Genomic DNA, 23864 nt, shown 5'->3' with positions numbered 1-23864 from the left:
TCGTTCGTTTGCAAGAGGCATAGCACAGCATACTCATTTGCCGCTGTGTATAGCTTTACTTTATATTATTATAGTATGTGCGATAATAGGCTTATGGAAAAACAAAAGCTAGCCGAGCTTACACTCGGTGCGGTCGTGCTCATTTTTGGCGTGCTCATTGCAATAAATTTTGCACATATTGATGAGAGTAACGCAAATACACTTACGAGTATTATGTTCAATAGAAGGCAGGTAACTACTCCGCTCTTGCGTGTCGTGGACGAGGTAGGGGAAAATGTTTACAGTAAAAGTGAGATTGCGTATCCACAATTCGTGCGTGGCCCAGTGGATCTCAATAACGCAGTAAAGAGCGTGGTGAGTGATGCATTGCTCCGACATGAAAGCATGGCAGAGGCAAACTGGCTTGCGCGCAGTAGCGGTCTTGATACTGCAGGAGGGAAAGTTACTCCTCCTACGAGTGTGGATAAGCTTCTCTTACGTATCACCTGGGAGCCCGGCGAGATAAATATGGGAAGATTAAGTTTTTTGCTTCGATTTAGAGCCGCGGTTGGTGATGGGCATACAATAGAGGAGGTGAAAACATTCAATTATGATGTTCGAGGACATCGTATGCTCCAGGTCGCTGATATGTTTCCAGATAATCCTAATTATCTTGATCAGCTTTCTGGTTTTGCGTATGACAGTCTCAAGCAGCAGCTTACAGAGAAGTTCAGTGCAAAGCTTGGCGATGCAGCACTAAAGTGGCTTAAGGCAGGCACCGCTCCAGAAAAGAATAATTTTAAGGAGTTTCTCGTCATGCATGGAAACGTCATATTGTATTTTGGGCAGAATCAAGTTGCTGCGTATAAGAATGGAGTACCTGAAGTTTGGTATCCACTCTAGCCTGATGCTTACCCTTTCATAATTTGCGATAGCATGGAATAATGGGCATATGAATAAGCAGCATATTCCGATTTATCTTTCCCTCCTATTTATCGTTTTTGTAGGAACATTTTTCATTTTTGAGTTTTTTGCTGTGACGCCAAAAGCTGAAGCTCCTACTATTACTACTCCACTTAGTATTGCTACAACCACACCACTCGTTTTTAATGTTTCGGATCATCATGTTGGGACGTATACACGCACAGAGGTTGATTATCCGCAATTTATGGGTGAGCTGGAGGTGCTTAACGCTCCAATAGCAACACTGATAACAGAGGGTATAAAGGAACACGATAAAGCCTCTATGGAGAACTGGAAGGCGAGAGCGGAAACTGCCGATCCAAGAGGGAGTATTTCTGATACCCCATCTCAAGCGGAGCTCTTTCCTTATCATGCGACATGGTCACTTATGCAATTCGATGCGGAAAGAGTTAGTGTTCTTGTCGAATACGATGAATTTAGCGGGGGTGCGCATGGGTCAGGCGGTGTGCATACATTTAACTATGACCTGAAGCAACATCGTGTAGTTGCGATTGATGATATCGTTGGTGGCGACATAAGTACTCTTGAAAAGCTTTCGGCTGATGCTATCGCATTACTTATTGAGGAGCGCAAGCGTACTTTGGATGAGTCAGTGCTTTCTCCTGTTGAAATTCAGTGGATTAATGATGGTGCGGGGGCAAAGTACGAGAATTTCGAAAATTTCACTATTCACGGAAATAGAATCACATTTTATTTCAGCGACTATCAGGTTGGGCCACATGCCATTGGTATGCCGACCATTACACTTCCATTCCCGCTCCAGTAAAAAACGGCAATTGCCGTTTTTTATTAATCGATAAGATTGGGTGTATGTCCAATGACTCCGATATATTGTGCGCTCCCATTTTTGATTATACTTCCACCAATATTTCCACTTACATTATCACCGTTGCTATCAATGGTAACTGAGCCGAACATGCTCGGGAAGTTATGTGTGTTAAATAGTTCACGTATGATCCCTTCGCGCGTGTGATCGCTTTTGTCTATGGCATTGATAAGTATCTTCATTGATTCGTATGCCATTCCCGCTGAGGTGTCTGGCGCTGCTTTATACCGTTCTTTATAGGCATCGATAAAGCGCTCAGAGAGTGAGTTTCCAAGCTTGTCGACAGGTATACTTACCGATGTTACATATACTCCTTCGAGCTCAGGTGTTGCTGCATCAAAAAGTGATTGACTAAGCACAGAATCGCTCACCATAACACTCCCTCTATAGCCAGCTCGTCGCAAGTCACGAATAAATTTTGTGAAGAGTGTGCTGTTCGCGCCAAGATGATAGACGAGATCTGGTTTCTCGGTGATCAGGTTTTTTGCTACCTGGAAAGTATTATTATCTTCAAGGAATGAGCGTGAGTTTACTTTTATGCCGAGTTCCTCAGCTCGTTTTGAAAAGAAGAGTGTTGTTGCGGGGTCGAGCGATTTGTCTCCCGTTATGGAAACTGTTTTCATGCCTAGTGACTGCGCCCATGTTGCAGCATTGGTGAGTTCTAGTTCATCGGTAGTCGAGAAGCGCACATAATTGCGCTTTTGTGTGGGGTAATAGCGCCCAGGCTCATCAATCGAGAATCCTGGTTTTGTGAGACCCGGCCAAGTGTTCGTCGGTGAGATGATGGGGATACCTTCCACATTGAGCATAGGTATAGCGATCTTTGCTGCAGTGCTCAAAATGGGCCCGAAAAATGCAATCGTAGTTGGGTCCTTAATCGCAATCTTGAGGTTTTCCCTCAAGCGCATTTCGTCCCACTCTCCATTTAGCGTCGAATCATCAAGAGCAATGAAACGGAGTCTGTAGTTTCTTGGTTTTGCTTGCTCTTGCTCAAGGGCAAGTTGTGCAGCCTTGATGGGGAAGTCACCAATCTCATACTGTACTGGTGCACTTGCGTATATGGTGTATACGACTTCACTCGGCATGGCAATGGTGGGCTTGCGTACAAGTGTCACTACTCCCCAAAAAATAATTAATATCGCTATTGCACCAACAGAGGCAAACATGATGGACCGCGTGGAAAGTGTTTCTGGCGGTTTCGTTTCTTCTGTGTTCTCCATGACTATATAATAGCATACTTAGTACAGTCTATGGTACTACCTGTGCATTAAAGTCATGGGTCATGCGTCATGAGACCTAAATTCTAAGCCATTCAATCTGCCCTATGAAACGGCTCGGACTTAGCATCATTCCTGGCTCCTCAATTTACACAATGAAACGGCTAGGATTTTTGCCAGCAACGGCCTGCGCGCAGCACGATAGTGTACAAGGGTACTCGGAGTACGAGCGGGAAGGCAAATGCGATAGCATTTTCCCGCGAGTAAGCCGGGGCTATGTCGAGTCTTCGAGACTGCGAGGCGGGCCCGAGACCACACAATATTTTGAGGCTTTGCGAGAAATATTGATGTGAGACGTGGGCGAGCGCTGGTCGGTCCTGGCAAAAAGACAGCCGCCGAAAATGCCCGAGTTGAATGTAAAACAAAACCACTTCGTCCAAGTTTGGGCGAAGTGGTTTATGTTTTACATTCCTAGCAATACGGGGATTACCATGGGCTGTTTCATTGTCTTCTGGAAGAAGAACTTGCCGACTTTGTCACGCAGGTCCTCTTTCAAGAATTCGAAGTTCACTCCATTCATGTCTTTTCCACATGCATCCTCAATCGTTTTCTTGATGATGAGGCGCGCATGGTTGAGGAGCTCGTGCGACTCACGAACGTAGACGAATCCACGTGCGATGATGTCTGGACTCTTCATAATCTTACCGGTCTGCATGTCGACGGTTGCGACAAGCACAACGATACCATCTGAGGCAAGCATTTGGCGGTCGCGTACGACTGCCTCCTGGATATTGCCGACATTGAATCCATCGACGGCTACCATTTCGTTTGGTGCCATGACCGGGAGCTTCACGAACTTCGTACCGCTCTCCCTGATCTCCATGATTGATCCGTTGTCTGGGATAATCGCATTCTCTTTTGGAACTCCAGCGGTGAAAGCGATATCAACATGTGAACGGAGCATATAGTGGTAGCCATGGAGTGGTACAAAGAATCGAGGGGATACCTTGCTCATGATCCACAGTGCCTCGTCGCGATATGCGTGACCAGATGAGTGGACATCTGAAGTCTCATAGTGGACGATCTTTGCGCCTTGGCGTGAGAGGAGGTCCTTAAGCTTCTGTACGGCACGCTCGTTTCCAGGAACGACCGATGACGAGAAGAGAATAGTGTCACCATCGCGAATCTTCACCTGGCGGTGCTTCTTCATTGCAATACGCATAAGTACCGCGAATTCATCGCCCTGTGCTCCAGTAACGAGCATGACCACGCGATCGGGTGGATACTTATCGAGGTCCTCGACGGGGATGACTGTTCCTGGTTTCAATGTAAAGATTCCTGCTTTCTGTGCCAGTTCGATATTTGTTTTCATTGAACGACCATCGATACAGATTTTCTTCCCATGTGTATCAGCGAACTCGATGACCTTGATGATGCGCTCCAAAAGTGAGGCGAAGGTTGCGACGATGACGCGACCGTGCGACTCCTTGATAAGCTTTTCAATCGTCACATGCACTGTAGGTTCAGGAATTGAGAATCCCGCCTTTTGACAGTTTGTTGAGTCTGACATAAGGAGAAGGATCTTCTCATTGCGGAATTTACCATAGGTACGCTCTTCTTCCTCTGTGGCGATGCCGCCCTGGTGATCAAGCTTGAGGTCACCGGTGTGGATGATGGTGCCGTGAGGGGTGTCAATCATAACACCCATTGAGTCTGGGATGGTGTGCGTCACCTTGAAGAAGCGAATTGCGAGATCCTTAAATCGCACAACGTCTTCAGTTTCCACAACACGAAGATCGAGTGGGGGAAGAGAAGGGAACTCATCGTGACGCTTCTTTACGAGTAAGCTTGTAAGCTTACGTGCATAGACCGGTGGGTTGCCGATGCGAGGAAGGATATAGGGAAGTCCACCAGTGTGGTCCAAGTGTCCATGGGTAATGAATACACCACGAATCTTATCCTTGCGCTCCTCGAGATAGGTTGTATTTGGAAGAATATAATCGATTCCAGGAGTTGTTTCATCCTTGAATTGCAAACCGCAGTCGACAATAACGATATCGTCACCGAATTCGATTGCAGCCATATTGCGTCCGATTTCCTGAACGCCAGAGAAAATGATCACGCGAATATCACCTTTAAGAAGTGCTGGGATTTCCTTGCGCTTCTTTTGCTCTCCTGCTTTTTCATAACGAACATCCATGACGCGATCACGGGTTTTTTCGAAATGATTTCCGGGACGGTTGTGGCCTGCATGGTTGCCACTAGAGCGGTGGCCGTCACGTTGTGGTCCACGAGGTCCACGCATTGGTGGACGATGACCGCCTTGCCTTCCCGCTTGACCCTGAGGTGGGCGAGGGCGTGGTGCCCCTGCTGCGGCGCTTGGCGCGCGATTTGGTTGAGTATTGTTTTCCATATTTGAGTTTATTTAAATGAGTGCTTGCAAAGGAGGAGCGGGAGGTGGATGCCTCGCGTCAGCTCTGCTTAATTTACCGCTTTATCTTTTGCAAGAAATTTCCAAACGCGTTCGCTAGAGGTATACCAGCGCTCGATTCCGGAGAAGCGTTCCGCGGCAGTCGTCATGAGTGGAAGTGTTATGCCTTTGACGGCACGGTCAGTTACATAGACGAAACCGGGACTATAGGTGAACAGGGCAGGTCGATCATTCATGATCATAGTGTTTATTTCACTGAGAATGATCGCGCGGCCTGCGGCATCGACAGTATGTGAGAGGTCATTGATGCGTGCATCTACCTTTTTGTCCGCATACTGTGCGATGTTCGTTCCGCGTGTTTTTTGGCTTGAATGCCAGAATGGATAAGGATCTGGGTCACGACCGGTGACTTGACCGAAGAATACAGTGTCGAAGTTGCGCGAAGCAAGAATGTCACTCGTGAAGGTTCCAAGATCATAAGTCTTGAGTTCGATTTTTGCTCCGAGTCTGTTCCAGGCCGCTTCAATGAGTTGTGCACTCGCAGTGAGCTCAGGAATATCAGGAAGGGAAATTGCAAATGAGAGAACTTCGGTTTGCTTCGTTTTCTTATTTGTTTTTGCGTACACACCATCAGCATTTTTTACCCAGCCATCTTTTTCGAGCATAGCTTCTGCAAGGAGCAGGTGCTTATCCTCAGGGAGGCCGTCGGGCCGAGCAAGTCCCGGGAATGGTCCGATCTCAGGGTTTGCGTAACCGGAGAAAACCTGCGCTGCGATCTCCTCTCTTGGAATTGTACTATCAAGTGCTTCACGTACGACGGGATTGCTGAAGAGCGTTTTCTTTGGCTCGTTGAGGTAGATACCGAAGATGCGAGGCATCGGTGCAGAGAGTACAGGAGCACCAGTGCTTGCAATATCGCGCGCATATGATGTCTGGACTCCTGCAAGCTGACCAATCTCACCATTCTTATATGCGTTGATGCGTTCATCCTCGCTTCCATAGAAGAAGAGGTCAAACTCGCTGATAAGTGGCTTTCCGTGCACATACCCTGGAAATGCACTCAAGACATACTCTTTCGCAAGACCTCGCTGCGGGTCGCGGATGACCCTTGTGAGTTGATATGGTCCTGAACCGATAGGCTCAAGGTTGAAGATTGTCTGATCGAAATCATCGGTACCCACAGTCTCCCAAATATGTTTTGGAAGAATTCCAAAGGTTAGCGACTCGGTGAATGCGGCATAAGGCTGTTCAAGAGCAAACACAACCGTACGTGCATCGGTTGCCTGGGCAATCACTCCGACAAAGTTCGGAGCAAGGGGGCTTTTTGTTGGCAGTCCTTTGTTTTTTATGTGGTCAACAGTAAATACGATATCAGCAGCAGTGACTGGTGTCCCGTCATGAAACGTTGCGTCACTACGGAGTGTGAAAGTGTAGGTTTTCCCATCCTCGCTTACTTCAAAACTTTCTGCGAGATCGGGAACAAGCTCGTTACCTGAGGGGCGCATGAGGCCAGAATAAAGCAGTGCGACAAGGTCACGGTCTACCTCTGTCTTTGCAAAGATTGGATTGATGAGTCGCGGTCGCCCGACTTCACCCTCAGTGAGTACTCCACCTTGTTCAGGAATGCTAACGAAGAAGCGCGCATCGACAATGTGTACAACGATAAAGAACGTGCTGATTGCGAGCGCTATGGATGCAAGAAATCCAGCAATCCGAATGGGAAACGGAAGCGCAAGGATTCTTGCAAAAAGTTGAGTGCCAGAGATTTTTGAAGAAAAGTTTAGGAAGTTCACAAGCCAAATGGAGTGTGTATAAACATGGATGCGATCACGACCGTGGTGCATATGCTGCATATCAAGGATAGGGTTGAGTGCACAACTGGTTGTGTACTTAACCTTGTCCTCGAAAGGAATACAGAGAGATGCACACATCCTGTGTGGTAGCAGAAAAAGCACGCCAGTCCGCGTTTGGAGTCATAATTCTCGAGCAAAAAGGGTGGAAGAACGAACTTCGTGTACCAGAAGAGGCAACGAATGTGGCTATGCTAGCCAAAAAGATATGCTTTTTGCGTAAAAATACCCTCTCCGTACTAGGCGAGAGGATACTTGAGGAGTGCGAGGTTGAGGATCACAAAGAGGATGCCTGCGACGATTGATGCTACAAAGAGCACCTGCTCAAAACCGCGGCGTGTATATGTGACGCTTCCTGAACCATCGCCCCCGCCAAATGCGCTACCTACATCTGCTCCAGAGCGCTGGAGAAGGATGAGTGCGATGATGAGGACTGAGAGAATGATGTCTGCCAATTGCAGTGACTGCTGAAGTTCCATGTGAATCCATTATACACAAATACCGCTATCCTGCAAGGGGGCAAGCTCTGTACTTTTGGAGTAAAAATAGGAGCAAAATGGTGATTCTAAAGGAGTATTTCAGTAAGTGAAAACCCACATGCGTGCATGTGGGTGGGTGTTGGCTAGCGCCGGTTCATTTGATCGAGACGATCAAGGAGTGACTTCGGCCAAGTGAAGGGAATGATCGGGGTGAGCAGCAGGCCGTCCTTGTCAGTCACGGTCAGAGCGTGTGCGCCGCAACCTGGACAGACCAAGGCTTTGTGGATGTTGCCGTCCTCCTTGGTGACCGAGAGCAGTTCAATCATGGGATGCTTCTCTGACAGCGGTCCAGCAGCGAGACAGCGCGAGGCCTGCTCTTCGTAGCCGATCAAGGGCTTTCCATCAGGGGTGGGCATGAGTGCCTCCTTATAGAACGTTTACTGGCATCAGTCTTACACATCTTTTTTGTAACGTCAATACATTGACACGACCGTGTTATTTGGACCTTGTGGTCCTTGCGAAGAGCTAGAGTGCTCGCTATAATACGCTCACCTTACACGTTAAGGTATATATTGCACATATGAAAAAAGATAAGCAAACATTAAATATTTCACTACTCGCAGATCGCGTTCTTGTCTTACCTCAGAATAAAAAGGGCGAACAAAAGACCGCCTCGGGCATCATCCTCTCAAAGAAGGATGAGGATCAAAAGGTAGAGATCGGCACGATCGTCGCCGTTGGAAATGGCCGCCGCAATAACGAAGGTACACGTATCGCACTCGACGTGAAGGTAGGTGACAAGGTGTATTTCAAGCGTGGCTATGATGTTGAAGAACTTACACTCGAAGGCACAGACTATGTCCTCGCGAGTGAGGTGAATATCTACGGAATTATTGGCGCATAATTTTCTTCTATGGCAACAAAACAAATTTTAAATGGAGAGGCTGCACGCAAGGCGCTCAGCCGTGGTGTCGATATCGTCGCTGATGCGGTGAAGATCACCATCGGTCCACGTGGGCGCAATGTCGTCCTCGATAAGGGGTATGGTGCACCAACAATCACCAACGATGGCGTCTCTATTGCAAAAGAGATCACGCTCACAAATAAGTTCGAGAACCTCGGTGCAGAAATGACCAAGGAGGTCGCAAGCAAGACTGACGAGATCGCCGGTGATGGTACAACCACTTCCGTGGTTTTAATGCAGGCACTTGTGCGTGAAGGCATGAAGCGTGTCGCCATGGGTGCGAATCCGATGGGGGTACGTCGTGGCATGGAGGCAGCACTTCGTGATGCCGAGCTTTATCTCACAAAGATTGCAAAGCCGGTGAAGACTGACGCTGAGATTGAGCAGGTTGCTACGATTTCAGTGGAGAGTGCGGAGTTTGGTAAGAAGATTGCAGAGACCATTAAGCAAGTAGGGAATGATGGTGTAGTCACTGTCGAAGAGTCACAGTCATTTGGTATAACTTCTGAGATTACTGAGGGGCTTGAGTTCGACAAGGGTTACGTTTCTCCTTATATGGTAACTGATTCCGTACGCATGGAGGCGGTCTTTAAGGATGCTTCTATAGTACTTACCGATAAACGCGTCACTTCGATTCAGGAAATTCTTCCACTTCTAGAGAAAGTTGCACAGACAGGGAAAAAGGATCTTGTACTTATCGCTGACGATATCGAAGGTGATGCGCTTACGACCCTTGTCGTGAATCGCATTAGAGGTGCATTTAATGTGCTTGCCATTAAGGCTCCTGGCTACGGCGTGCACAAGAAAGACATGCTTGATGATATCGCAACCCTTACGGGGGCTACCGTCATCTCAGATGATGTAGGTACGACATTTGCAGATGCAACACTTGATGTACTTGGACACGCAGGTCGAGTAATTGCCACGAAGGACAAAACCATTCTCGTCGACGGGAAGGGGAATAAGCAGGCACTCGCGAAGCGTGTTGCGCAGATCCGTGCGCAAATTACGAATGCAGACTCGAAGTATGATAAGGAAAAACTTGAGGGACGACTTGCGAAGCTCTCCGGTGGAGTAGCAATTCTCCGTGTCGGTGCTGCTACTGAGACCGAGATGAAGTACTTGAAGCTCAAGATCGAGGATGCAGTGAAGGCAACGAAAGCTGCGATTGCTGAGGGAATCATCCCTGGCGGTGGTTCAACACTCGTCCGTCTCTCAAAGGAGCTCGCAAAGAATCTCGCAGCGCGTAAAAACGAAAAGCATACAGGCGCGGCGATGACGAATGCAGAGTATGAGGTTGGATATCAGATCGTCGTGAATGCGCTCAAGGAGCCAATCACACAGATAGTTGAAAATACTGGGCGCGATGATGCCGCAGTAATCATCAAGGAGATTATGGAAGGTAAGGGTAATGCAGGCTATGATGCAGCAAATGATATGATGGTTCCTGATATGTTAAAGGCGGGAATCGTCGATCCAGTGAAGGTTGCACGGGTTGGGCTCGAGCGCGCAATCTCTGCTGCCGGCATCTTGCTTACTACTGAGGTTGCCATTGTCGATGCACCCGAGGAGAAGAAGTCTGTTGGTTCCGCTGAAGATATGGGTTATTAATAAAAAGCGCTTCGGCGCTTTTTATATGTACATGAAATTTTTGACTTTCTGTCGAATTTACACGCTTATTGTGAGAAAAACACTAGCCTGTATAATAGTAGTACGCACCATTTGGTGTATGAACAATAAATGAACCATGACAAATTTAGACTCAAAGGACACATTGCGTTTCGCAATTGTCGCCACTGACATCGTCTTATTGCGCATGAAAAACGGAACCATAGAATACGCGACGCAGCTGGTGCATCGGCCGCCCTATTTTGTGAATGTTCCTGGACTCTTGGGCGGTGTACTTCATCCAAAAGAAGTTGCACTCGAGGCGGTAAAACGCATTGCACAGGAAAAATCATCGATCGATGTGATTCCTCATGTATTTAGTTTAGGCTTTTATGATGCAGTTGAGCGTGATCCCCGTGGTCGTGTCGTTTCACTTGCACATATCGGTATTATCGAAAATTCTGATAAAGATTACGGGTTGGAATGGTATCCGCTTAACAAGAAGCTGAAGCTTGCTTACGATCATGATCACATCATTGCGGATGCAATAAAGTTTTTGCGTGAGCATGCGTACATCTCGAGTATCTTACTCAATTTCGTCAAAGATGAATTCGTAATCAGTGAATTGAAGAATGCATTTGATTCCGTGCTTGGAAAAGAAGTAGATAAACGAAACTTCTACAAGTTTATCGAAGAACTTCCGATCAAGCCGACCAATAAAGAGCGTAAGCTCCAGAAGGGTCGACCTGCAAAGGTGTTCAAGAAGGCGAAGAAGGTACAATTCTTCTTATAGAAAAAAGGACAGCCGTTGGCTGTCCTTTTGGATTTCATTTATTGAGGTAGTTGAGCAGCTTCTTTGCGAGCAGCTCGTGGTCCGGAATAATCAGGTTGAGGAGTTGGTCGATCGGATGCCACGAGACTCCCGAAAGATCATCTTTGTCGAGGGTCTTCAGCTCACCGCTCTCGTGAGGGAGCAGATAGAGCTGCGTCTTGATGTAGTCGCCGGTCCCTCGATAGCGCCAGTCGTCGATTACTGCAGAGCCTAGGGGAACTGCTTCTCCGAAGACGAGGTCGCCACATTCTTCGCGCGCTTCGCGAATCGCAGCAGCTTCATCGTCGAAATCGAGCTCTTTGTCGAAAAATCCTCCAGGGAAACGGAACTTCCCATGGTCGCGCTCCTTCTGTCCGAGCACGACGAAGCGCTTGTCACGCGAGATGATCGCTGCATCGACGGTGCTGTTGCAAACAGGGTCGCGCGTCATGATCGCCGATATGAATCCGCGTCGGAAGTGTTCATCCATCGCGAGGTGCAGCGTCACGAAATCATTATTCGCAAGCTGCGCGCGCTCTTCTGTTCCGGAGTAGAGGCCCTCCGCTTCGACGTAGTGTGTCGGATATTTCCCCTTGTAGGACCCAGTAGAGACGATGCTATCGCGCGATCCATAGATCGTGACCGGTCGGCCGTGTGCGTGTTTCTGGATGAGCGCATCGAGATCACGCGACCATAGATCATTGTTGCCTCGATCCTTTAAGGGGAGGATGTGTTCCATAGGAAATCCCTCGAACTGGGCCGAGATCATGGCACGTCGTGCCTCGAACGAGAGCGGATTTGCTTTGTTCGGAAGGGCGGGGCTGACGCCGATTACGATGAGCATGTCCGTCTTCATCGAAACACACTGAGCGTGTGCCTGTGCGGCAGCGACGAGCTGGATGTGTCCATTGTGCAGTCGGGGGACTTGGAACCGTCCGATTACAACAGCGAGGGGAAATGTATCCCGAAGGCTCATGAATACTCCTTTTTAAAAGAAGAGCAATTGAATGTCTGCACAAGTTCTACCATAAAGGTTAGGACTCGTCTAGATTTTCTGTTGTCTTGCGCTAGAATAGTGTATATGATACACTAAGTCAAGATAAAGAACCTTTTGCATTGCGATACTTTCCAATTTGACATCTGCTCGTCATGAGGTAGTTTCCTGCTAGAGCCCATTTATAAGAAGGAGCGTCTTATGCGCGAATTTCCCAAGTTCTATAACCCCGAGCACGCTGCACTCTGGTCCTACCGGCCGAATCTCCGGAAGGTGGTCGAAGCCGCGTTCGATTACGCCCGTGACAATCACATTGCCCCGGCAGCGAGCGACACAACGAGGGTGGTTCTGATGCCCATCGATGTACAGCGCGACTTCTGTTTTCCTGAAGGGGCGCTCTTTGTTGCTGGTCGCAGTGGGCAAGGTGCGATTGATGACTCGCGTCGTCTTTCGGAATTCATCTATCGCGAACTACCGCATATCACTACGATCAGTCCAACGCTCGACACACATGAGCCGTTCCAAATCTTCTCTCCGATGTTCTGGCGAGATGAAAACTTTGTGCCGCTCTTACCGCACGACATGATCGATGGCGATCTCATCATCCAGCGTGGAGGCAAGACCTTCGGTCGCGCACTTCCTTCCATGGATATTGCGGCCATGCTTGGTATGTCATATATCGAACTGGTGCGCCAGGTGAGCTTCTACGTGAAGCAAGTCCTCTCGGGTGGCCATTCGGGCAAGTACATGCTCTATCTCTGGCCGGAGCACTGCATCCTTGGTTCCGAGGGGCACAATCCCGTCGGTGTCGTTGATGAAGCGCGCATGTTCCATGCGTATGCACGCGTGTCGCAGAATCGGCCTGAACTGAAAGGTCAGGATACGCTTACCGAAAGCTACTCGGTCTTCTCTCCGGAGGTGACTGAGCATTGGAATGGCAAGCAACCCATTGCTGCGCGCAATCAGCGCTTCATGGATCACATCCTTTCCTACCAGAAGATACTCGTTGCAGGTCAGGCGCTCTCGCACTGCGTACAGTCATCCCTCGATGATCTCCTTGCGGAGATTCGCCGACGTGATGCACGGCTTGCAGGTAATGTGTACATACTCAGTGACACCATGTCTTCGGTTGTGGTCCCCGATGGACCCGACTTCACCGAGAAGGGCGAAGAAGCTCTCAAGCGTTTCGCTGCTGCAGGCATGCACATCGTGCGTTCGACGGATCCGATGAGTTCGTGGATCTACTAAATCAAGCAGGCTTCGGCCTGCTTTTTTATGTAGAAAAACGCCCCTCGTAAGGGGCGGTATTTTGCATTGAACTAATTACACGACAACAGGAGCATTCGCGACACCTTCGGTGCCAAAGATGGCACGGTACTCGGCAACCATATCCTTCGGTCCTGTGGCCTTCTCGTAGTTGTCCGAGAGTTTGACGGCGGGTATCCAGATCCCATTCACGAAGACGTGCGAAACTTTGCACACCAGCGAAATGGGATCGAGGTCGGTAAGACCTCGCGGATGACAACCACGGAAGTCATTGGTGCCGAATGTGCCGAGGCCATAGCCGATACCGATGTGACCGTAGTACTTGCGGTGAAGGTCGGCAATGACTGGAGCATCAAGCCCGTCGCAGGGGAGAGAAAGCTTTTCTCTTGGATCCTGCTTATGGAATTGCCACCAAGCGGCGAATTCTTCCGTTGCAAGGAAGGGATCCTTGGAATCAGGTCGGCCACCCCTCCAGCTAGCGAGCCATTCGGGCGCATTCTTGAGGAATTGCGTAGTTCCGAACGTATCGGGCAAGAAGACGGTGAGCACGTCACCATAGGTCTTCTGCCAGTAGTGAAGGACGTCATACTGCGATTCGCGTACTTTCTCTCCACGCAGTACAGTGCTCTCGAGGACATGCTCACCATAGGCAAGCGCCGCGAGCACCATAGGGAGCTCGTGGGCATTTGTGCCTTTGGCTTCAAGCCCAAGCTCCATCGCCAGGAGTGCATTGGAAGTGCCGGAAAAGTTCTTCGGTCCAAGCATTTCTGCAAAGAGTTCGACGACCCACTTCTGCCACAAGAATTCGTGGCGGCGACGGGTGCCGAAGTCAGTGAGGTTGAGGTTCTCGAACTCTCGGAAGATCTTGACCTTCTCCCATGCGCGGGCTTTGCCGAGCGCATAGAAAATGTCGAGCTCGCTCTTGTTCATCATGGCGAGCCCTGCACGATTACGCAGAGTGTTCACGATGACAATAGCGTAGATCTCCCAGAGGGTGACCTCGACCCACGTTCCTTCGAAGACAAGCTCCCACTGACCATCTTTAGTGCGACTGAGTTGGTAATCGGGGAGGCGCAGGTCGCGTAGCCACCCGATGAATATGGGACGGAAAATATCGCGCTTCCCATAGAACTTATTGCCCGCAAGCCAGACGAGTTCATTTTCCCGGAAGGAAAGTGAGCGCACGTGGTCGAGCTGCGCACGAAGTTGTGCCTCGTCGATGATGTTGGCGAGGCGGACGCGCTTGGTGCGGTTCATGAGGGAAAAGCGGATGACCGTCGTGGGGAAGAATAACCAGATGCACTGGAGCATCAAGAGTTTGTAGAAGTCGATGTCTAGAAGCGAACGGATGATCCAGTCGTAATGAAACGAATGGTCGTGAGCGCGTTTTGCAAAATCCATGTTTCCTCCATAGTGACTGCATAATTGAGCGATCTTGCACCTGCTTCACTTTGCGATTCAGTCAATGGGCAAGAGCCCATTTCCTTAGAATTCGCAAAGCTCCAGCAGGCACAATCTCATCTCAATTCTGCAGTCTCCCATTTGGTGGTTGTCGGGGAATGCTAGATGCCGATGCGGCAGTTGCCATCTTCGGTATGCAGGTAGAGATAGACGAGACGCTCGTACTCGAGCGACGTATGCGATGGTGCAATCGTGCTGCGACGGTCGGAACCGAAAGCGCGACGCGAGACTAAGAAGCAGGGGGCTGTTTGTCCACGCTTCCATTCGATATTATATCGCTCCCAGGCCCACTCAAGATTATCGACGAACTGCTTTCGGGTCTTGAAATATTTCCTGAGTGTACCTCCTGCGCAGTTGAGCTTCTCTTCGAGGTTACCCTCGATGAGGTGCTGCATCACGGTCGCCGGAGTCCAGCGCAGTTCGGTGAACGCGCGGAGTAGATTGTCATGGTAAGGATAGAAGATGGGATCTCCTTTTCCTTCATCGACATTTTGATCGGCAGAAAGTTCCGCAGAGGGAATGACATCGATGATACCCATGGAGACGAGTTCTCGCCCCGCCTGTTCGTTCAAGTAGTTCGCGAGGTCATAGATTTCACCCTTCCAGAAATCTGCGAGGAATGCAGACGCCCCAGCTCCATCGCCGTAAAGCGTGAAGTAGTTGAGTGCCATTTCGGTTTTGTTGCCGTTGCAGGTGAAGACACCGCCAAGCGTTTGCGCCACAGCTGCGAGGATATCCGCACTTCGTGTGCGTGCTTGGATATTTTCCTCAACGAGCGACGGAAGATTCGAAAAGCCAGCTTTCGCGAGCGCTTCCTTGATGACATCAACAATCGGCTGAATGGGAATCACGATGTATTCGACACCAAGGTTGCTTGCACATTTTTTTGCAAGATCCTGGGTCGTGTTCGAGTTGAATTTCGTCGGCATGTTGATGGCGAGTACCTTAGGGGCACCGATGGCTTCGACGAGCAGGGCGAGTTGCACTGCTGAGTCGATGCCACCGGAAAGTCCGACGACTACCTTTTTAAAAGGCGCGTAGAACTGTTTCATGGCCGCGATGAGGGGCGCATGACATTCCGCCACACCCGAAAGGGGTTCCTTGGGTTCCTCGTGGATCATACCGTGAAGATAGCCGAGACTAGCTTCATGTTGAGGCATGCGCCAGATGATTTCGCCATCGCTGTGCACTGCGGTCGAACCTCCGTCGAACCAGATGAGGTTCTTGACGTTGTTTTGCAGACCGACGGCATTCACATAGAGGATGGGGAGCTTGGACTCGCATGCACGCTTTTTGAGCATGTGGTCACGCGCTCCGGTCTTCCCCTCAGTCCACGGTGAACACGAAAGGTTGATGATGATGTCGGCTGCATTTTCGGCGTAGATCTGCGAAGGCTTGTTTGCGTAATCATCTTCCCAGAGGTCTTCACAGATTGTCAGTCCCAGAGCAATCGTCTCACCTGAAGAGGGGAGTTTGACGCGAAATGGGAAGAGAAGTGAAGCAAGGGGGATATCGACTTCTTGCGCGAGGGTTTGCGACGGAGTGAAGTGTCGCGCGTCATCAAAAATGCGGTATTTGGGCAGGTTTGTCTTTGGTACATATCCCAAGAGAAGACCATTGCTGACGCTGCAGCCATCTTTGGCGATACATGCGGCATTGTACTTGCGTGCACGGCCATCCTCACCGCGTTTTTCGAAGTCGGTGATGACGGTGCCCCAGATGACGATGATATCTTCGCTGGCCGCAGCGATCATCTGGTTGGCATGTGTGATTTCGTGAAGAAAATCTTCTTCTTCGAAACGGTCTCCAAGCAAATAGCCGGTGACGGCGAGTTCAGGGAAGACGATGATATCGGCGCCGCAGGCGCGTGCTTTCGTGATCTCGGTCATGATGTTTGCCGTATTGCCGGTCACATCACCAGGGATGACGAGGAGTTGCGCAATCGCGATCTTGAGTCCGGGGAATCGGTGGTCAGAAAAAAGGTTGGGCATACATGCTCCTGTTGTAGTTGTGAGGGTGCTATTCTGCATGCAAACTACAATAAAAAATGGCTTATGTAAAGGGTATACTGAAGCCTTGGTTATGTTTAGAAATGTGTTGTTTGGTGGGTCGCTCTTGATGTCATTGTGTTAAGATGACGATAGGAAATTCATTCTTTGGAGGTGCCTCATGGCCCACAACAAAACGCTCCGCATCTACTCAGGTCTGCGCGGATACTGGTACATCACCTTTCTCGATGAGAAGGGTATCGAACGTCATCTTCCTGTGGTTAAAAAGCTCTTCGGGAAGTGGAAAGAGGGGAGTTGTCTGCGCGCCCAGCTGAATGGGCATCGCGCAGATGTCTATCGTGTGTCTGTAGGGGAGCAGCCTGATCCTGCGAAAGTGCTCAGTGATTTTGTGAAGCAATACCCTCATGTGTCGGTCTATCTCCGACACATCAACAAGTCGGAGACGCGTGAAAAAGTGGAGTGCGGCTAAGGCCGCACTTTTTATTTTGCCTTCATCATCTTTTCATGGTCTTGCTTGCCTCTACACACGAATAGGGTACAATTACGAAATGCCAACAACATATATTCTTATCGCAGTGGTTGTAATTGTAGGGCTTTTCTTGATGTCTACCTATAACCGCCTTGTGCGCCTCGTGAATCGCGCTAAGGCTGCTTGGCAGGATATCGAAGTACAGCTCAAGCGCCGCTATGATCTTATCCCAAATCTTGTAGAGACCGTAAAGGGCTATACAAAGCATGAAGAGGGAACACTTACAAAGGTTATTGAGGCTCGTAATATGGCAATGGCTGCTCCTCATGATGCTATGCACATGGGCGCTGCTGAGGCAGGTCTTGCAGGCGCACTCAAGTCAGTGTTTGCACTCTCGGAGGCATATCCTGACCTTAAGGCAAATCAAAGTTTCCTGAACCTCCAGATGGAGCTTTCAGATACAGAGAACAAGATTCAGGCAGCACGCCGTTTCTATAATACGAATGTACTCGATCTTACAAATGCGATTCAGGCATTTCCAAGCAATATCATTGCAGGGATGTTTGGATTTAAGGCTCTTGAGTACTTCGACCTCGGCGACAATGATGCTGCTCAGCAGAACGTAGCCGTCAAATTCTAGATAAACCGCTGATTCGGGCGACCTTGCCCTCACGCTTCAGCACGTGACTCGTTCACCGTATAACCCATACGGCTCACTAGAGTTCACGTGCCTCCAGCGAGGGCAATCTCATCCCGAATAAGCGGTTTTTCGTTGCGTGAAATTCAGAAATACAATACAGAGATGCAATATTTTGGTTCATGAAGGAGGAATGAAGGCTGCTTCATTCTTTGGCCAGTTCTGCTATAATCGCAGGATGGCAACACTGTATACACAGCAAGAATCGAATATCTCAAAAACATGGTTTTTCCTTATCGGATTTTTTGGATTGGTGATTGGAGTAGGGTGGGTGTTTGCGCAAGTGAATAATAATCCATCGATGCTTATCATTGCCGTGGTGGTAGCGCTCGTCATGAACCTCGGGGCATTCTGGTTCTCGGACTCTATTGTGCTCAGCATGGTACATGCAAAGCGTGTTGAAAAGAGAGAGGAGGCAACGGAGCTTTGGAATCTTGTTGAAAATCTTTGTATCACTTCAGGGCTTCCGATGCCAAAGATCTATATCGTCGAAGATGCTTCGCCAAATGCATTTGCGACGGGGCGAGATCCGCAGCATGCGGCGATTGCTGTGCATACCGGACTACTACGACTCCTCAATCGTAATGAACTCGAAGGCGTGATTGCGCATGAGCTTTCACATATCGGCAATCGCGACACGCTCATCTCTACTATCGCAGTCGTGCTCGCGGGGCTCATTGCGATTCTTTCTGATTGGATGCTTCGCTCGATGTTCTGGGGTGGGCGCCGTCGTAGTAATGATAATGAGGGAGGCAGTCCAGTGATGCTCATTCTAGGCATTGCAGTTGCCCTGCTAGCGCCGATCTTTGCAACAATGATGAAGCTCGCAATCTCACGTAAACGTGAATTCCTAGCGGACGCATCAGGTGCACTCCTTACGAGGTATCCTGAGGGACTCGCAAGCGCACTTGAGAAAATCTCAGGCATGCATGCGGAGTCGACGACCGCAAACTCTGCGACTGCAACGCTCTACTTCGCAAATCCATTTGAGGGAACAGGGCAGTTTGTTGCCAAACTTTTTGCAACACATCCGCCGACGGAAGAGAGAATTGCAGCATTGCGTGGAATGCCGGCGCCGGTCAAACAATAGTAATAGAAAAAGGGCATCCGTTTGGATGCCCTTTTGAATTGACTGCTCTCATTTCTTTTTGTGGTAGACCGCATGGATGACGTTTGCTCCGTAGCCGACTTTTATATCGAGGGAATCAGGATCCATGATATAACCCAACTGCTCAAGTCGAGCATTGTCTCGATAGAGTTTCCCTGTATCCGGGCAACTTGTCATCGCCGACGCTATGATGAGTACATAGGAGTCGCCGGTGGGAACTCCATTGAGGGGGTCACTGTCGGCCTTCACTTCTGCATTGTTTTGCACAGGTTTCTGGTTGGGAAGTGAGAGGCCTCTTGAGGAGATCTGATTTTGCGCAGACTCAGTTGACCTTGGCTTCTTGCTCATAAAACCGAAGACGATTGCGAACGCGATGCAACACGCGACGACTCCCAGTGTGCCCGGAAATAGCCAATCGTTGCGTTTCTCGCTGTGCACGTTGCTCATGACTGCTCCTTGTTCCGCTTGGTATCGACCAAGCCGTATCTGGTATGAAACTAACATGTATTGACAATTTGTCAATATGTGGTATACTGTATGTCACGACGATAACGGTCGTCGCACTGTACTTTCCCCTAAACCCTCTTATTTGAGGTGCACTCATGACCGCTCAGGTCTCGGCTCAGGCCGCCACTCCCGCCAACAAGCCCGTCATCCGTCCCCGTGCCTACGTGCCGGAGATCGAGTTCAAGGGCAACATCGACAAGGCCAAGGGCCTGATCAAGAACTGCCTCTTCAACGAAGCGGCCGATGTCGTTCGCGAGAACGGCTTCATGCCCGACATGCTCATCGCGGACATCACGCGCCTGGCTCCGGCCGAGGTCACCGTGTCGCTCCTCTCCGACTTCTCCGACTTCCTGCGCAATGCGCTGAAGGTCGAGAACGTCGAGAAGCGGGGGACGAAGATGTCCGCGATGCTGCGGGCCGCCGCTCGCTTCCAGGGCCACCTGTACTTCGCCGAGAAGGTGAAGGTGCTCGCGGCCATCAAGGCCATCGGTGCGAGGACCCCCTCCATCATTTCGAGCTCCTGCGAGGAGATCGAGAAGAAGATGAAGGTGACCTTCACCGCGGACGACTGGGTCAACTGCGGCTTCGAACTGAAGTCGGAGAATCCCGGTCAGCTGGTCGTGTTCCACCCTGTCCTCAAGCAGAGCATCACGGTCTACAAGAAGGTCGCCGGCCCGCAGTCCGAGGCCGAGAAGGCCAAGGCGCGCGAGCATCACGAAGGTGAGCGCCGCGCCCGCCAGCTCGAGCGCGCCAGCAAGTTCCCTGGCAAGGTCGGTGGCGGTGGTGGCGGCAATAAGTCGGACGACGGCAAGAAGGGGAAGAAGAAGTAGCTTCCCCAAACACCCTTACGGGAGTCATACAATGACTCCCGTAATTTTTTCAATATATTTGTGATGCTATACTTATTCATATGCGTGAATATTTGGAAAGGAAATATGGTGTCACTACGCCCGTTTTTGTGCTCTCTGTAGTAAGCTTCTTCAATGATGTTGCTTCGGAAATGCTTTATCCAATCGTTCCGATATTCCTCACTTCTGTACTCGGTGCTCCTGCTTCTATTGTAGGCCTCATCGAAGGCATTGCTGAGGGTACGGCAAGTTTGTTAAAAGGATTTTCTGGAAGACTTTCCGATATGACCGGAAAGCGCAAGATTTTCGTAGTTGTTGGGTATGGGCTCGGTACGATTGCAAATCTGTTCTATGGAATAGCAAACACTTGGCACCTGGTCCTTGCGGGGAAATTCACTAGTAGACTTGGGAAGGGGATACGCACGAGTGCGCGTGATGCACTCATTGCAGAAAACGTCGAGCCAAAGATGCTCGGTCGTGCCTTTGGCTTTCACCGCGGGACTGATACGCTTGGAGCAATTCTTGGGCCGCTGCTGGCGATACTGTTGTTGCACTTCTATCAGGATAACTATCGCCTGATGTTTTTCCTTGCGCTTATTCCAACTTCTATTGCACTCATACTTCTTGTAGTGTACATAAAGGAAAAACAGCGATCCGTAATTGCGCCCAGTGCAGAAAAGTTCCGCATAAGTGCTCTGCCTCGAAAGTTTCTCTTCTTCGTAGTGATCTCAACAATTTTTGCTATTGGAAATAGCTCTGATGCGTTCTTGATCTTGCGTGCGAAGGGGCTTGGCTTTTCGCTTATCGTGACGGTGCTTGCATATGTACTCTATAACATCACCTACTCTGCATTCTCGCTCCCAGCGGGAATTATTTCGGACAAGCTTGGTGAGAAGAAAGTGTATGTGCTCGGACTTGTTATATTCGCTGTTGTGTACGCGGGCTTTGCACTGATACAATCGCCACTACATATCTGGATACTCTTTCCTGTATATGGATTCTATATGGCGCTTACTGATGGAGTGTCAAAGTCATACATCGCAAATATCGTTCCAACCGAAAAACTCGGAACCGCATATGGATTTTATTATATGTTGACCGGTATCGCTGCATTTATCGCATCGCTTGTTGGAGGACTGCTTTGGACGCATTGGGGACCAGAGACAACATTTTTCTATGGTGCCGTGCTTGCACTTACTGCGGCACTCCTCTTTGTACTCGTTGAGGGGCTTCCAAGTAAGGCTGAGCACTACCGATGATTTGCTCGTGGTATAATAGCTCTATGCAAATCACATCTTTTTTGCGCAAAATCGCCAATGTTCCCGAGATTGAGGCTGAACATGTTGGTGCAGAAATCGGAGAGAAGCGTACAACGCTTCTCGGCTACATCCTGCTCACTGCTATGGTGCTTGCGGGTATTTGGCAGGGTCAGACACTTATCGACAAAATCGCCGCTAATGTAAAACAGCCCGATGCTCCATCATCGTGCGCATATGCGCTAAAGCATCGTCTTGATTCGAAGCTTCCCGATGCATATGCTTCTCCCTATAACTATCCATATGTGAGTGATTTTCTCGCATGTAAACCTAGCGCATATGAGACGAGTAATGGTCTCGGCGAGGTCTTTGCAAAGCTCGAAGTACTTGCGTTTGAGCGTAATACTGCAGCACAAAAGATAAACGATCTTGAGAATGGTCGCGGTGATGCAAATATCTTGCTTGATCGCGCGAAGACTGATTATGATCTGATGCTGCAAGAGAAGCAGGCAAGAGTAGCGCAACCCGTATTCCAGAATGGTCTTGGCCTGCAGAATACCGTTATTGGCACATCTGCAGACATAAAGGCTATTGAGGCACAGCTTACTCCATTGCGACAGCGCGTAAAGGAGATCGATGCTGAGGTGAAGACGATTGCTGAGTCAAATAGAGAAGTACTCAGTACGGAGTTTGCTTCTTATGAGCGCGCGCTCGCATGGGCAAATACACTCCGCGCACTTCTTGAACTGTTGCTCATCACTCCGCTCTTTTGGTTCGCACTACGCCGTTACTTCATTGCAGCGGGGAAGCGATCGTTTACTGCGATCATTTGGACTGCGATTACGACGATATTTGCCTTGCTCTTTGCACAGGTTATTGCGGTGTTCATTTATGACATCATCCCGCATGCACTTATTGAAGTACTCATTAAGCTTTTCGCACAGTTTAAGTTTATAGCAACGATTGCGCAGTACTTACTCCTTCTTTTGGTTCCCGCACTCTTTGGAGGTGTAGTGTACCTTATTCAGAAACGGGTTTATGGAGGTCGTGCAGTCTACTTGCGTGCGATGAAGAACATGAAGTGTCCGAACTGCTCAATGCACCTTCGCGATAATGTCCGCTTCTGTCCCGTTTGTGGTTTCCAGGTGAAGGAAAAGTGTCCTTCCTGTGGAGCAGATCGCTATAAGGGCCTCGAGCATTGTGATCAGTGCGGCGTAAAGGCATAGAAAAAGCTAGGCGAAAGCCTAGTTTTTTTGTACTTGACTCTTACGTTACGTCATAGTCTATGATAGGCTTGTAGTATAGAACGTACTACGGTCGAATCAAACAAACATATGTCTTATAACATCAACGCGCTTGCGAAGCTTGCGAATGTGAGTGTGCGCACATTGCATCATTATGATGCTATTGGATTGCTTGTACCCGAGCGCAATGGGAAGAACAAATATCGTGTGTACGGAGAATCAGAACTACTGCGGTTACAGCAGATTCTTTTTTTCCGTGAGCTCGAATTCTCTCTTCCCGAAATCGCAGCAATGGTCGATAGTCCAGAGTTTGATGTACTCACCGCGCTTAGGGAACATCGTACGATGCTTCTTGGAAAACAAAAGCGTACCACTGCACTTATTAAGATGGTCGACAAGACGATGAATAGATTAACAAAACATTTACATATGAAAGACGAAGAATTATATGATGCTTTCTCGAAGGAGGAGATGGAAGAACTTTCGAGAGAGGCGAAACAGCGCTGGGGTCATACCGACCAGTACAAGGAGTCAGAGAAGAAGATGCGTGGGATGAGCAAAGAGCAGTTCGCAGTCATCCAGAGAGAGGGTGAAGAGATAGCCAGGGAGGGCGCGCTTCTTGTGTGTGAGCCAATTGATAGCGTCAGTGCACAGTCGCTCATTGCGAAGCACTACAAACATCTCTCAAACTTCTACACTCCAACCCCAGAAATGTATAAGGGTCTTGCGGAGATGTATCTCGTAGATACACGCTTCACAGAATATTTTGCAAAGTACGATCCCAGACTTCCGCAGTTTATGCATGATGCAATGGTGCACTTCGCAGATCAGCAAATAAAAAACAGAGCATAGCTCT

The 23864-nt window shown here is 49.2% G+C and carries 22 protein-coding genes; 13 read left to right on the top strand and 9 right to left on the bottom strand.

Annotation, left to right across the window (positions count from 1 at the left end; translation table 11 throughout):
• Positions 1-93: 93 nt before the first annotated feature.
• Entirely contained in the window at positions 94-882 is a 789-nt protein-coding gene (locus VJ579_03930) for an RsiV family protein (GenBank protein ID HXK38189.1), read from the top strand.
• Positions 883-931: 49 nt separating this feature from the next.
• Complete coding sequence (locus VJ579_03925; protein HXK38188.1) at positions 932-1729, top strand: RsiV family protein; 798 nt, start codon at positions 932-934, stop codon at positions 1727-1729.
• Between the two features lie 23 nt (positions 1730-1752).
• On the opposite strand, the gene VJ579_03920 is transcribed toward VJ579_03925, so the two are convergent.
• From VJ579_03920 to VJ579_03900, 5 genes are all read right to left on the bottom strand, one after another.
• Positions 1753-3009 carry a branched-chain amino acid ABC transporter substrate-binding protein gene (locus VJ579_03920; GenBank protein ID HXK38187.1) on the bottom strand — a complete coding sequence of 419 codons (1257 nt, stop codon included), beginning with the start codon at positions 3007-3009 and terminating at the stop codon, positions 1753-1755.
• Between the two features lie 460 nt (positions 3010-3469).
• Entirely contained in the window at positions 3470-5419 is a 1950-nt protein-coding gene (locus VJ579_03915; GenBank protein ID HXK38186.1) for a ribonuclease J, read from the bottom strand.
• 68 nt (positions 5420-5487) lie between these two features.
• Complete coding sequence (locus VJ579_03910) at positions 5488-7290, bottom strand: ABC transporter substrate-binding protein (protein HXK38185.1); 1803 nt, start codon at positions 7288-7290, stop codon at positions 5488-5490.
• A 236-nt stretch (positions 7291-7526) separates the two neighbouring features.
• Entirely contained in the window at positions 7527-7766 is a 240-nt protein-coding gene (gene secG, locus VJ579_03905; GenBank protein HXK38184.1) for a preprotein translocase subunit SecG, read from the bottom strand.
• Positions 7767-7909: 143 nt separating this feature from the next.
• Positions 7910-8182: a hypothetical protein gene (locus VJ579_03900; protein ID HXK38183.1), complete on the bottom strand. Its 273-nt coding sequence runs from the start codon at positions 8180-8182 to the stop codon at positions 7910-7912.
• A gap of 164 nt (positions 8183-8346) precedes the next feature.
• Between VJ579_03900 and VJ579_03895 the strand changes: the two genes are divergently transcribed.
• From VJ579_03895 to VJ579_03885, 3 genes are all read left to right on the top strand, one after another.
• Positions 8347-8670 (top strand): co-chaperone GroES, encoded by a 324-nt coding sequence (locus tag VJ579_03895; GenBank protein HXK38182.1) that lies wholly within the window; start codon positions 8347-8349, stop codon positions 8668-8670.
• A 9-nt stretch (positions 8671-8679) separates the two neighbouring features.
• On the top strand, positions 8680-10341 hold the full coding sequence (groL, locus tag VJ579_03890) for a chaperonin GroEL (protein ID HXK38181.1): 1662 nt from the start codon (positions 8680-8682) through the stop codon (positions 10339-10341).
• Between the two features lie 136 nt (positions 10342-10477).
• Entirely contained in the window at positions 10478-11131 is a 654-nt protein-coding gene (locus tag VJ579_03885; GenBank protein ID HXK38180.1) for a hypothetical protein, read from the top strand.
• Positions 11132-11165: 34 nt separating this feature from the next.
• Here the strand turns inward: VJ579_03885 and VJ579_03880 are convergent, their stop codons facing one another.
• A complete protein-coding gene (locus tag VJ579_03880) occupies positions 11166-12125 on the bottom strand; it encodes an NUDIX domain-containing protein (GenBank protein ID HXK38179.1) in 960 nt (319 codons plus the stop codon).
• Between the two features lie 219 nt (positions 12126-12344).
• Between VJ579_03880 and VJ579_03875 the strand changes: the two genes are divergently transcribed.
• Complete coding sequence (locus VJ579_03875) at positions 12345-13391, top strand: nicotinamidase (protein HXK38178.1); 1047 nt, start codon at positions 12345-12347, stop codon at positions 13389-13391.
• Between the two features lie 75 nt (positions 13392-13466).
• Here the strand turns inward: VJ579_03875 and VJ579_03870 are convergent, their stop codons facing one another.
• Both VJ579_03870 and nadE read right to left on the bottom strand, forming a co-directional pair.
• Positions 13467-14810, bottom strand: a complete 1344-nt coding sequence (locus VJ579_03870; GenBank protein HXK38177.1) for a nicotinate phosphoribosyltransferase — start codon at positions 14808-14810, stop codon at positions 13467-13469.
• Between the two features lie 161 nt (positions 14811-14971).
• Positions 14972-16861 (bottom strand): NAD(+) synthase, encoded by a 1890-nt coding sequence (nadE, locus tag VJ579_03865; GenBank protein HXK38176.1) that lies wholly within the window; start codon positions 16859-16861, stop codon positions 14972-14974.
• Between the two features lie 178 nt (positions 16862-17039).
• Here nadE and VJ579_03860 point away from each other — a divergent pair, with 178 nt between their 5' ends.
• From VJ579_03860 to VJ579_03850, 3 genes are all read left to right on the top strand, one after another.
• A complete protein-coding gene (locus tag VJ579_03860; protein HXK38175.1) occupies positions 17040-17348 on the top strand; it encodes a hypothetical protein in 309 nt (102 codons plus the stop codon).
• A 79-nt stretch (positions 17349-17427) separates the two neighbouring features.
• The gene (locus VJ579_03855; protein ID HXK38174.1) at positions 17428-17988 is read left to right on the top strand and encodes a LemA family protein; all 561 of its coding nucleotides are present in this window, start codon (positions 17428-17430) and stop codon (positions 17986-17988) included.
• 235 nt (positions 17989-18223) lie between these two features.
• Positions 18224-19135 (top strand): M48 family metalloprotease, encoded by a 912-nt coding sequence (locus VJ579_03850; GenBank protein HXK38173.1) that lies wholly within the window; start codon positions 18224-18226, stop codon positions 19133-19135.
• Positions 19136-19183: 48 nt separating this feature from the next.
• Here the strand turns inward: VJ579_03850 and VJ579_03845 are convergent, their stop codons facing one another.
• Complete coding sequence (locus VJ579_03845; protein HXK38172.1) at positions 19184-19600, bottom strand: hypothetical protein; 417 nt, start codon at positions 19598-19600, stop codon at positions 19184-19186.
• A gap of 155 nt (positions 19601-19755) precedes the next feature.
• On the opposite strand from VJ579_03845, the gene VJ579_03840 reads away from it, so the two are divergent.
• The 4 genes from VJ579_03840 (at position 19756) to VJ579_03825 (ending at position 23860) form a co-directional block, all read left to right on the top strand.
• Entirely contained in the window at positions 19756-20490 is a 735-nt protein-coding gene (locus VJ579_03840; GenBank protein ID HXK38171.1) for a hypothetical protein, read from the top strand.
• A gap of 80 nt (positions 20491-20570) precedes the next feature.
• Positions 20571-21767: an MFS transporter gene (locus VJ579_03835; protein ID HXK38170.1), complete on the top strand. Its 1197-nt coding sequence runs from the start codon at positions 20571-20573 to the stop codon at positions 21765-21767.
• Between the two features lie 23 nt (positions 21768-21790).
• A complete protein-coding gene (locus tag VJ579_03830) occupies positions 21791-22990 on the top strand; it encodes a zinc ribbon domain-containing protein (GenBank protein ID HXK38169.1) in 1200 nt (399 codons plus the stop codon).
• A gap of 108 nt (positions 22991-23098) precedes the next feature.
• Entirely contained in the window at positions 23099-23860 is a 762-nt protein-coding gene (locus VJ579_03825; GenBank protein ID HXK38168.1) for a MerR family transcriptional regulator, read from the top strand.
• Positions 23861-23864: the final 4 nt, after the last annotated feature.

The sequence above is a fragment of the Candidatus Paceibacterota bacterium genome (genome assembly GCA_035583355.1).
GTDB lineage: Bacteria > Patescibacteriota > Minisyncoccia > Phycocordibacterales > UBA6899 > JAJZQJ01.
Note: the sequence above shows the minus strand (reverse complement) of the source record. Positions and strands in the feature narration are given on the sequence as shown.

What these genes read in the sequence shown, in the direction of transcription:
- VJ579_03930 (HXK38189.1), top strand. Translation starts at nt 94, where the DNA reads ATGGAAAAACAAAAGCTAGCCGAGCTTACACTCGGTGCGGTCGTGCTC.
- VJ579_03925 (HXK38188.1), top strand. Translation starts at nt 932, where the DNA reads ATGAATAAGCAGCATATTCCGATTTATCTTTCCCTCCTATTTATCGTT.
- VJ579_03920 (HXK38187.1), bottom strand. Translation starts at nt 3,009, where the DNA reads ATGGAGAACACAGAAGAAACGAAACCGCCAGAAACACTTTCCACGCGG.
- VJ579_03915 (HXK38186.1), bottom strand. Translation starts at nt 5,419, where the DNA reads ATGGAAAACAATACTCAACCAAATCGCGCGCCAAGCGCCGCAGCAGGG.
- VJ579_03910 (HXK38185.1), bottom strand. Translation starts at nt 7,290, where the DNA reads ATGCAGCATATGCACCACGGTCGTGATCGCATCCATGTTTATACACAC.
- secG (HXK38184.1), bottom strand. Translation starts at nt 7,766, where the DNA reads ATGGAACTTCAGCAGTCACTGCAATTGGCAGACATCATTCTCTCAGTC.
- VJ579_03900 (HXK38183.1), bottom strand. Translation starts at nt 8,182, where the DNA reads ATGCCCACCCCTGATGGAAAGCCCTTGATCGGCTACGAAGAGCAGGCC.
- VJ579_03895 (HXK38182.1), top strand. Translation starts at nt 8,347, where the DNA reads ATGAAAAAAGATAAGCAAACATTAAATATTTCACTACTCGCAGATCGC.
- groL (HXK38181.1), top strand. Translation starts at nt 8,680, where the DNA reads ATGGCAACAAAACAAATTTTAAATGGAGAGGCTGCACGCAAGGCGCTC.
- VJ579_03885 (HXK38180.1), top strand. Translation starts at nt 10,478, where the DNA reads ATGACAAATTTAGACTCAAAGGACACATTGCGTTTCGCAATTGTCGCC.
- VJ579_03880 (HXK38179.1), bottom strand. Translation starts at nt 12,125, where the DNA reads ATGAGCCTTCGGGATACATTTCCCCTCGCTGTTGTAATCGGACGGTTC.
- VJ579_03875 (HXK38178.1), top strand. Translation starts at nt 12,345, where the DNA reads ATGCGCGAATTTCCCAAGTTCTATAACCCCGAGCACGCTGCACTCTGG.
- VJ579_03870 (HXK38177.1), bottom strand. Translation starts at nt 14,810, where the DNA reads ATGGATTTTGCAAAACGCGCTCACGACCATTCGTTTCATTACGACTGG.
- nadE (HXK38176.1), bottom strand. Translation starts at nt 16,861, where the DNA reads ATGCCCAACCTTTTTTCTGACCACCGATTCCCCGGACTCAAGATCGCG.
- VJ579_03860 (HXK38175.1), top strand. Translation starts at nt 17,040, where the DNA reads ATGGCCCACAACAAAACGCTCCGCATCTACTCAGGTCTGCGCGGATAC.
- VJ579_03855 (HXK38174.1), top strand. Translation starts at nt 17,428, where the DNA reads ATGCCAACAACATATATTCTTATCGCAGTGGTTGTAATTGTAGGGCTT.
- VJ579_03850 (HXK38173.1), top strand. Translation starts at nt 18,224, where the DNA reads ATGGCAACACTGTATACACAGCAAGAATCGAATATCTCAAAAACATGG.
- VJ579_03845 (HXK38172.1), bottom strand. Translation starts at nt 19,600, where the DNA reads ATGAGCAACGTGCACAGCGAGAAACGCAACGATTGGCTATTTCCGGGC.
- VJ579_03840 (HXK38171.1), top strand. Translation starts at nt 19,756, where the DNA reads ATGACCGCTCAGGTCTCGGCTCAGGCCGCCACTCCCGCCAACAAGCCC.
- VJ579_03835 (HXK38170.1), top strand. Translation starts at nt 20,571, where the DNA reads ATGCGTGAATATTTGGAAAGGAAATATGGTGTCACTACGCCCGTTTTT.
- VJ579_03830 (HXK38169.1), top strand. Translation starts at nt 21,791, where the DNA reads ATGCAAATCACATCTTTTTTGCGCAAAATCGCCAATGTTCCCGAGATT.
- VJ579_03825 (HXK38168.1), top strand. Translation starts at nt 23,099, where the DNA reads ATGTCTTATAACATCAACGCGCTTGCGAAGCTTGCGAATGTGAGTGTG.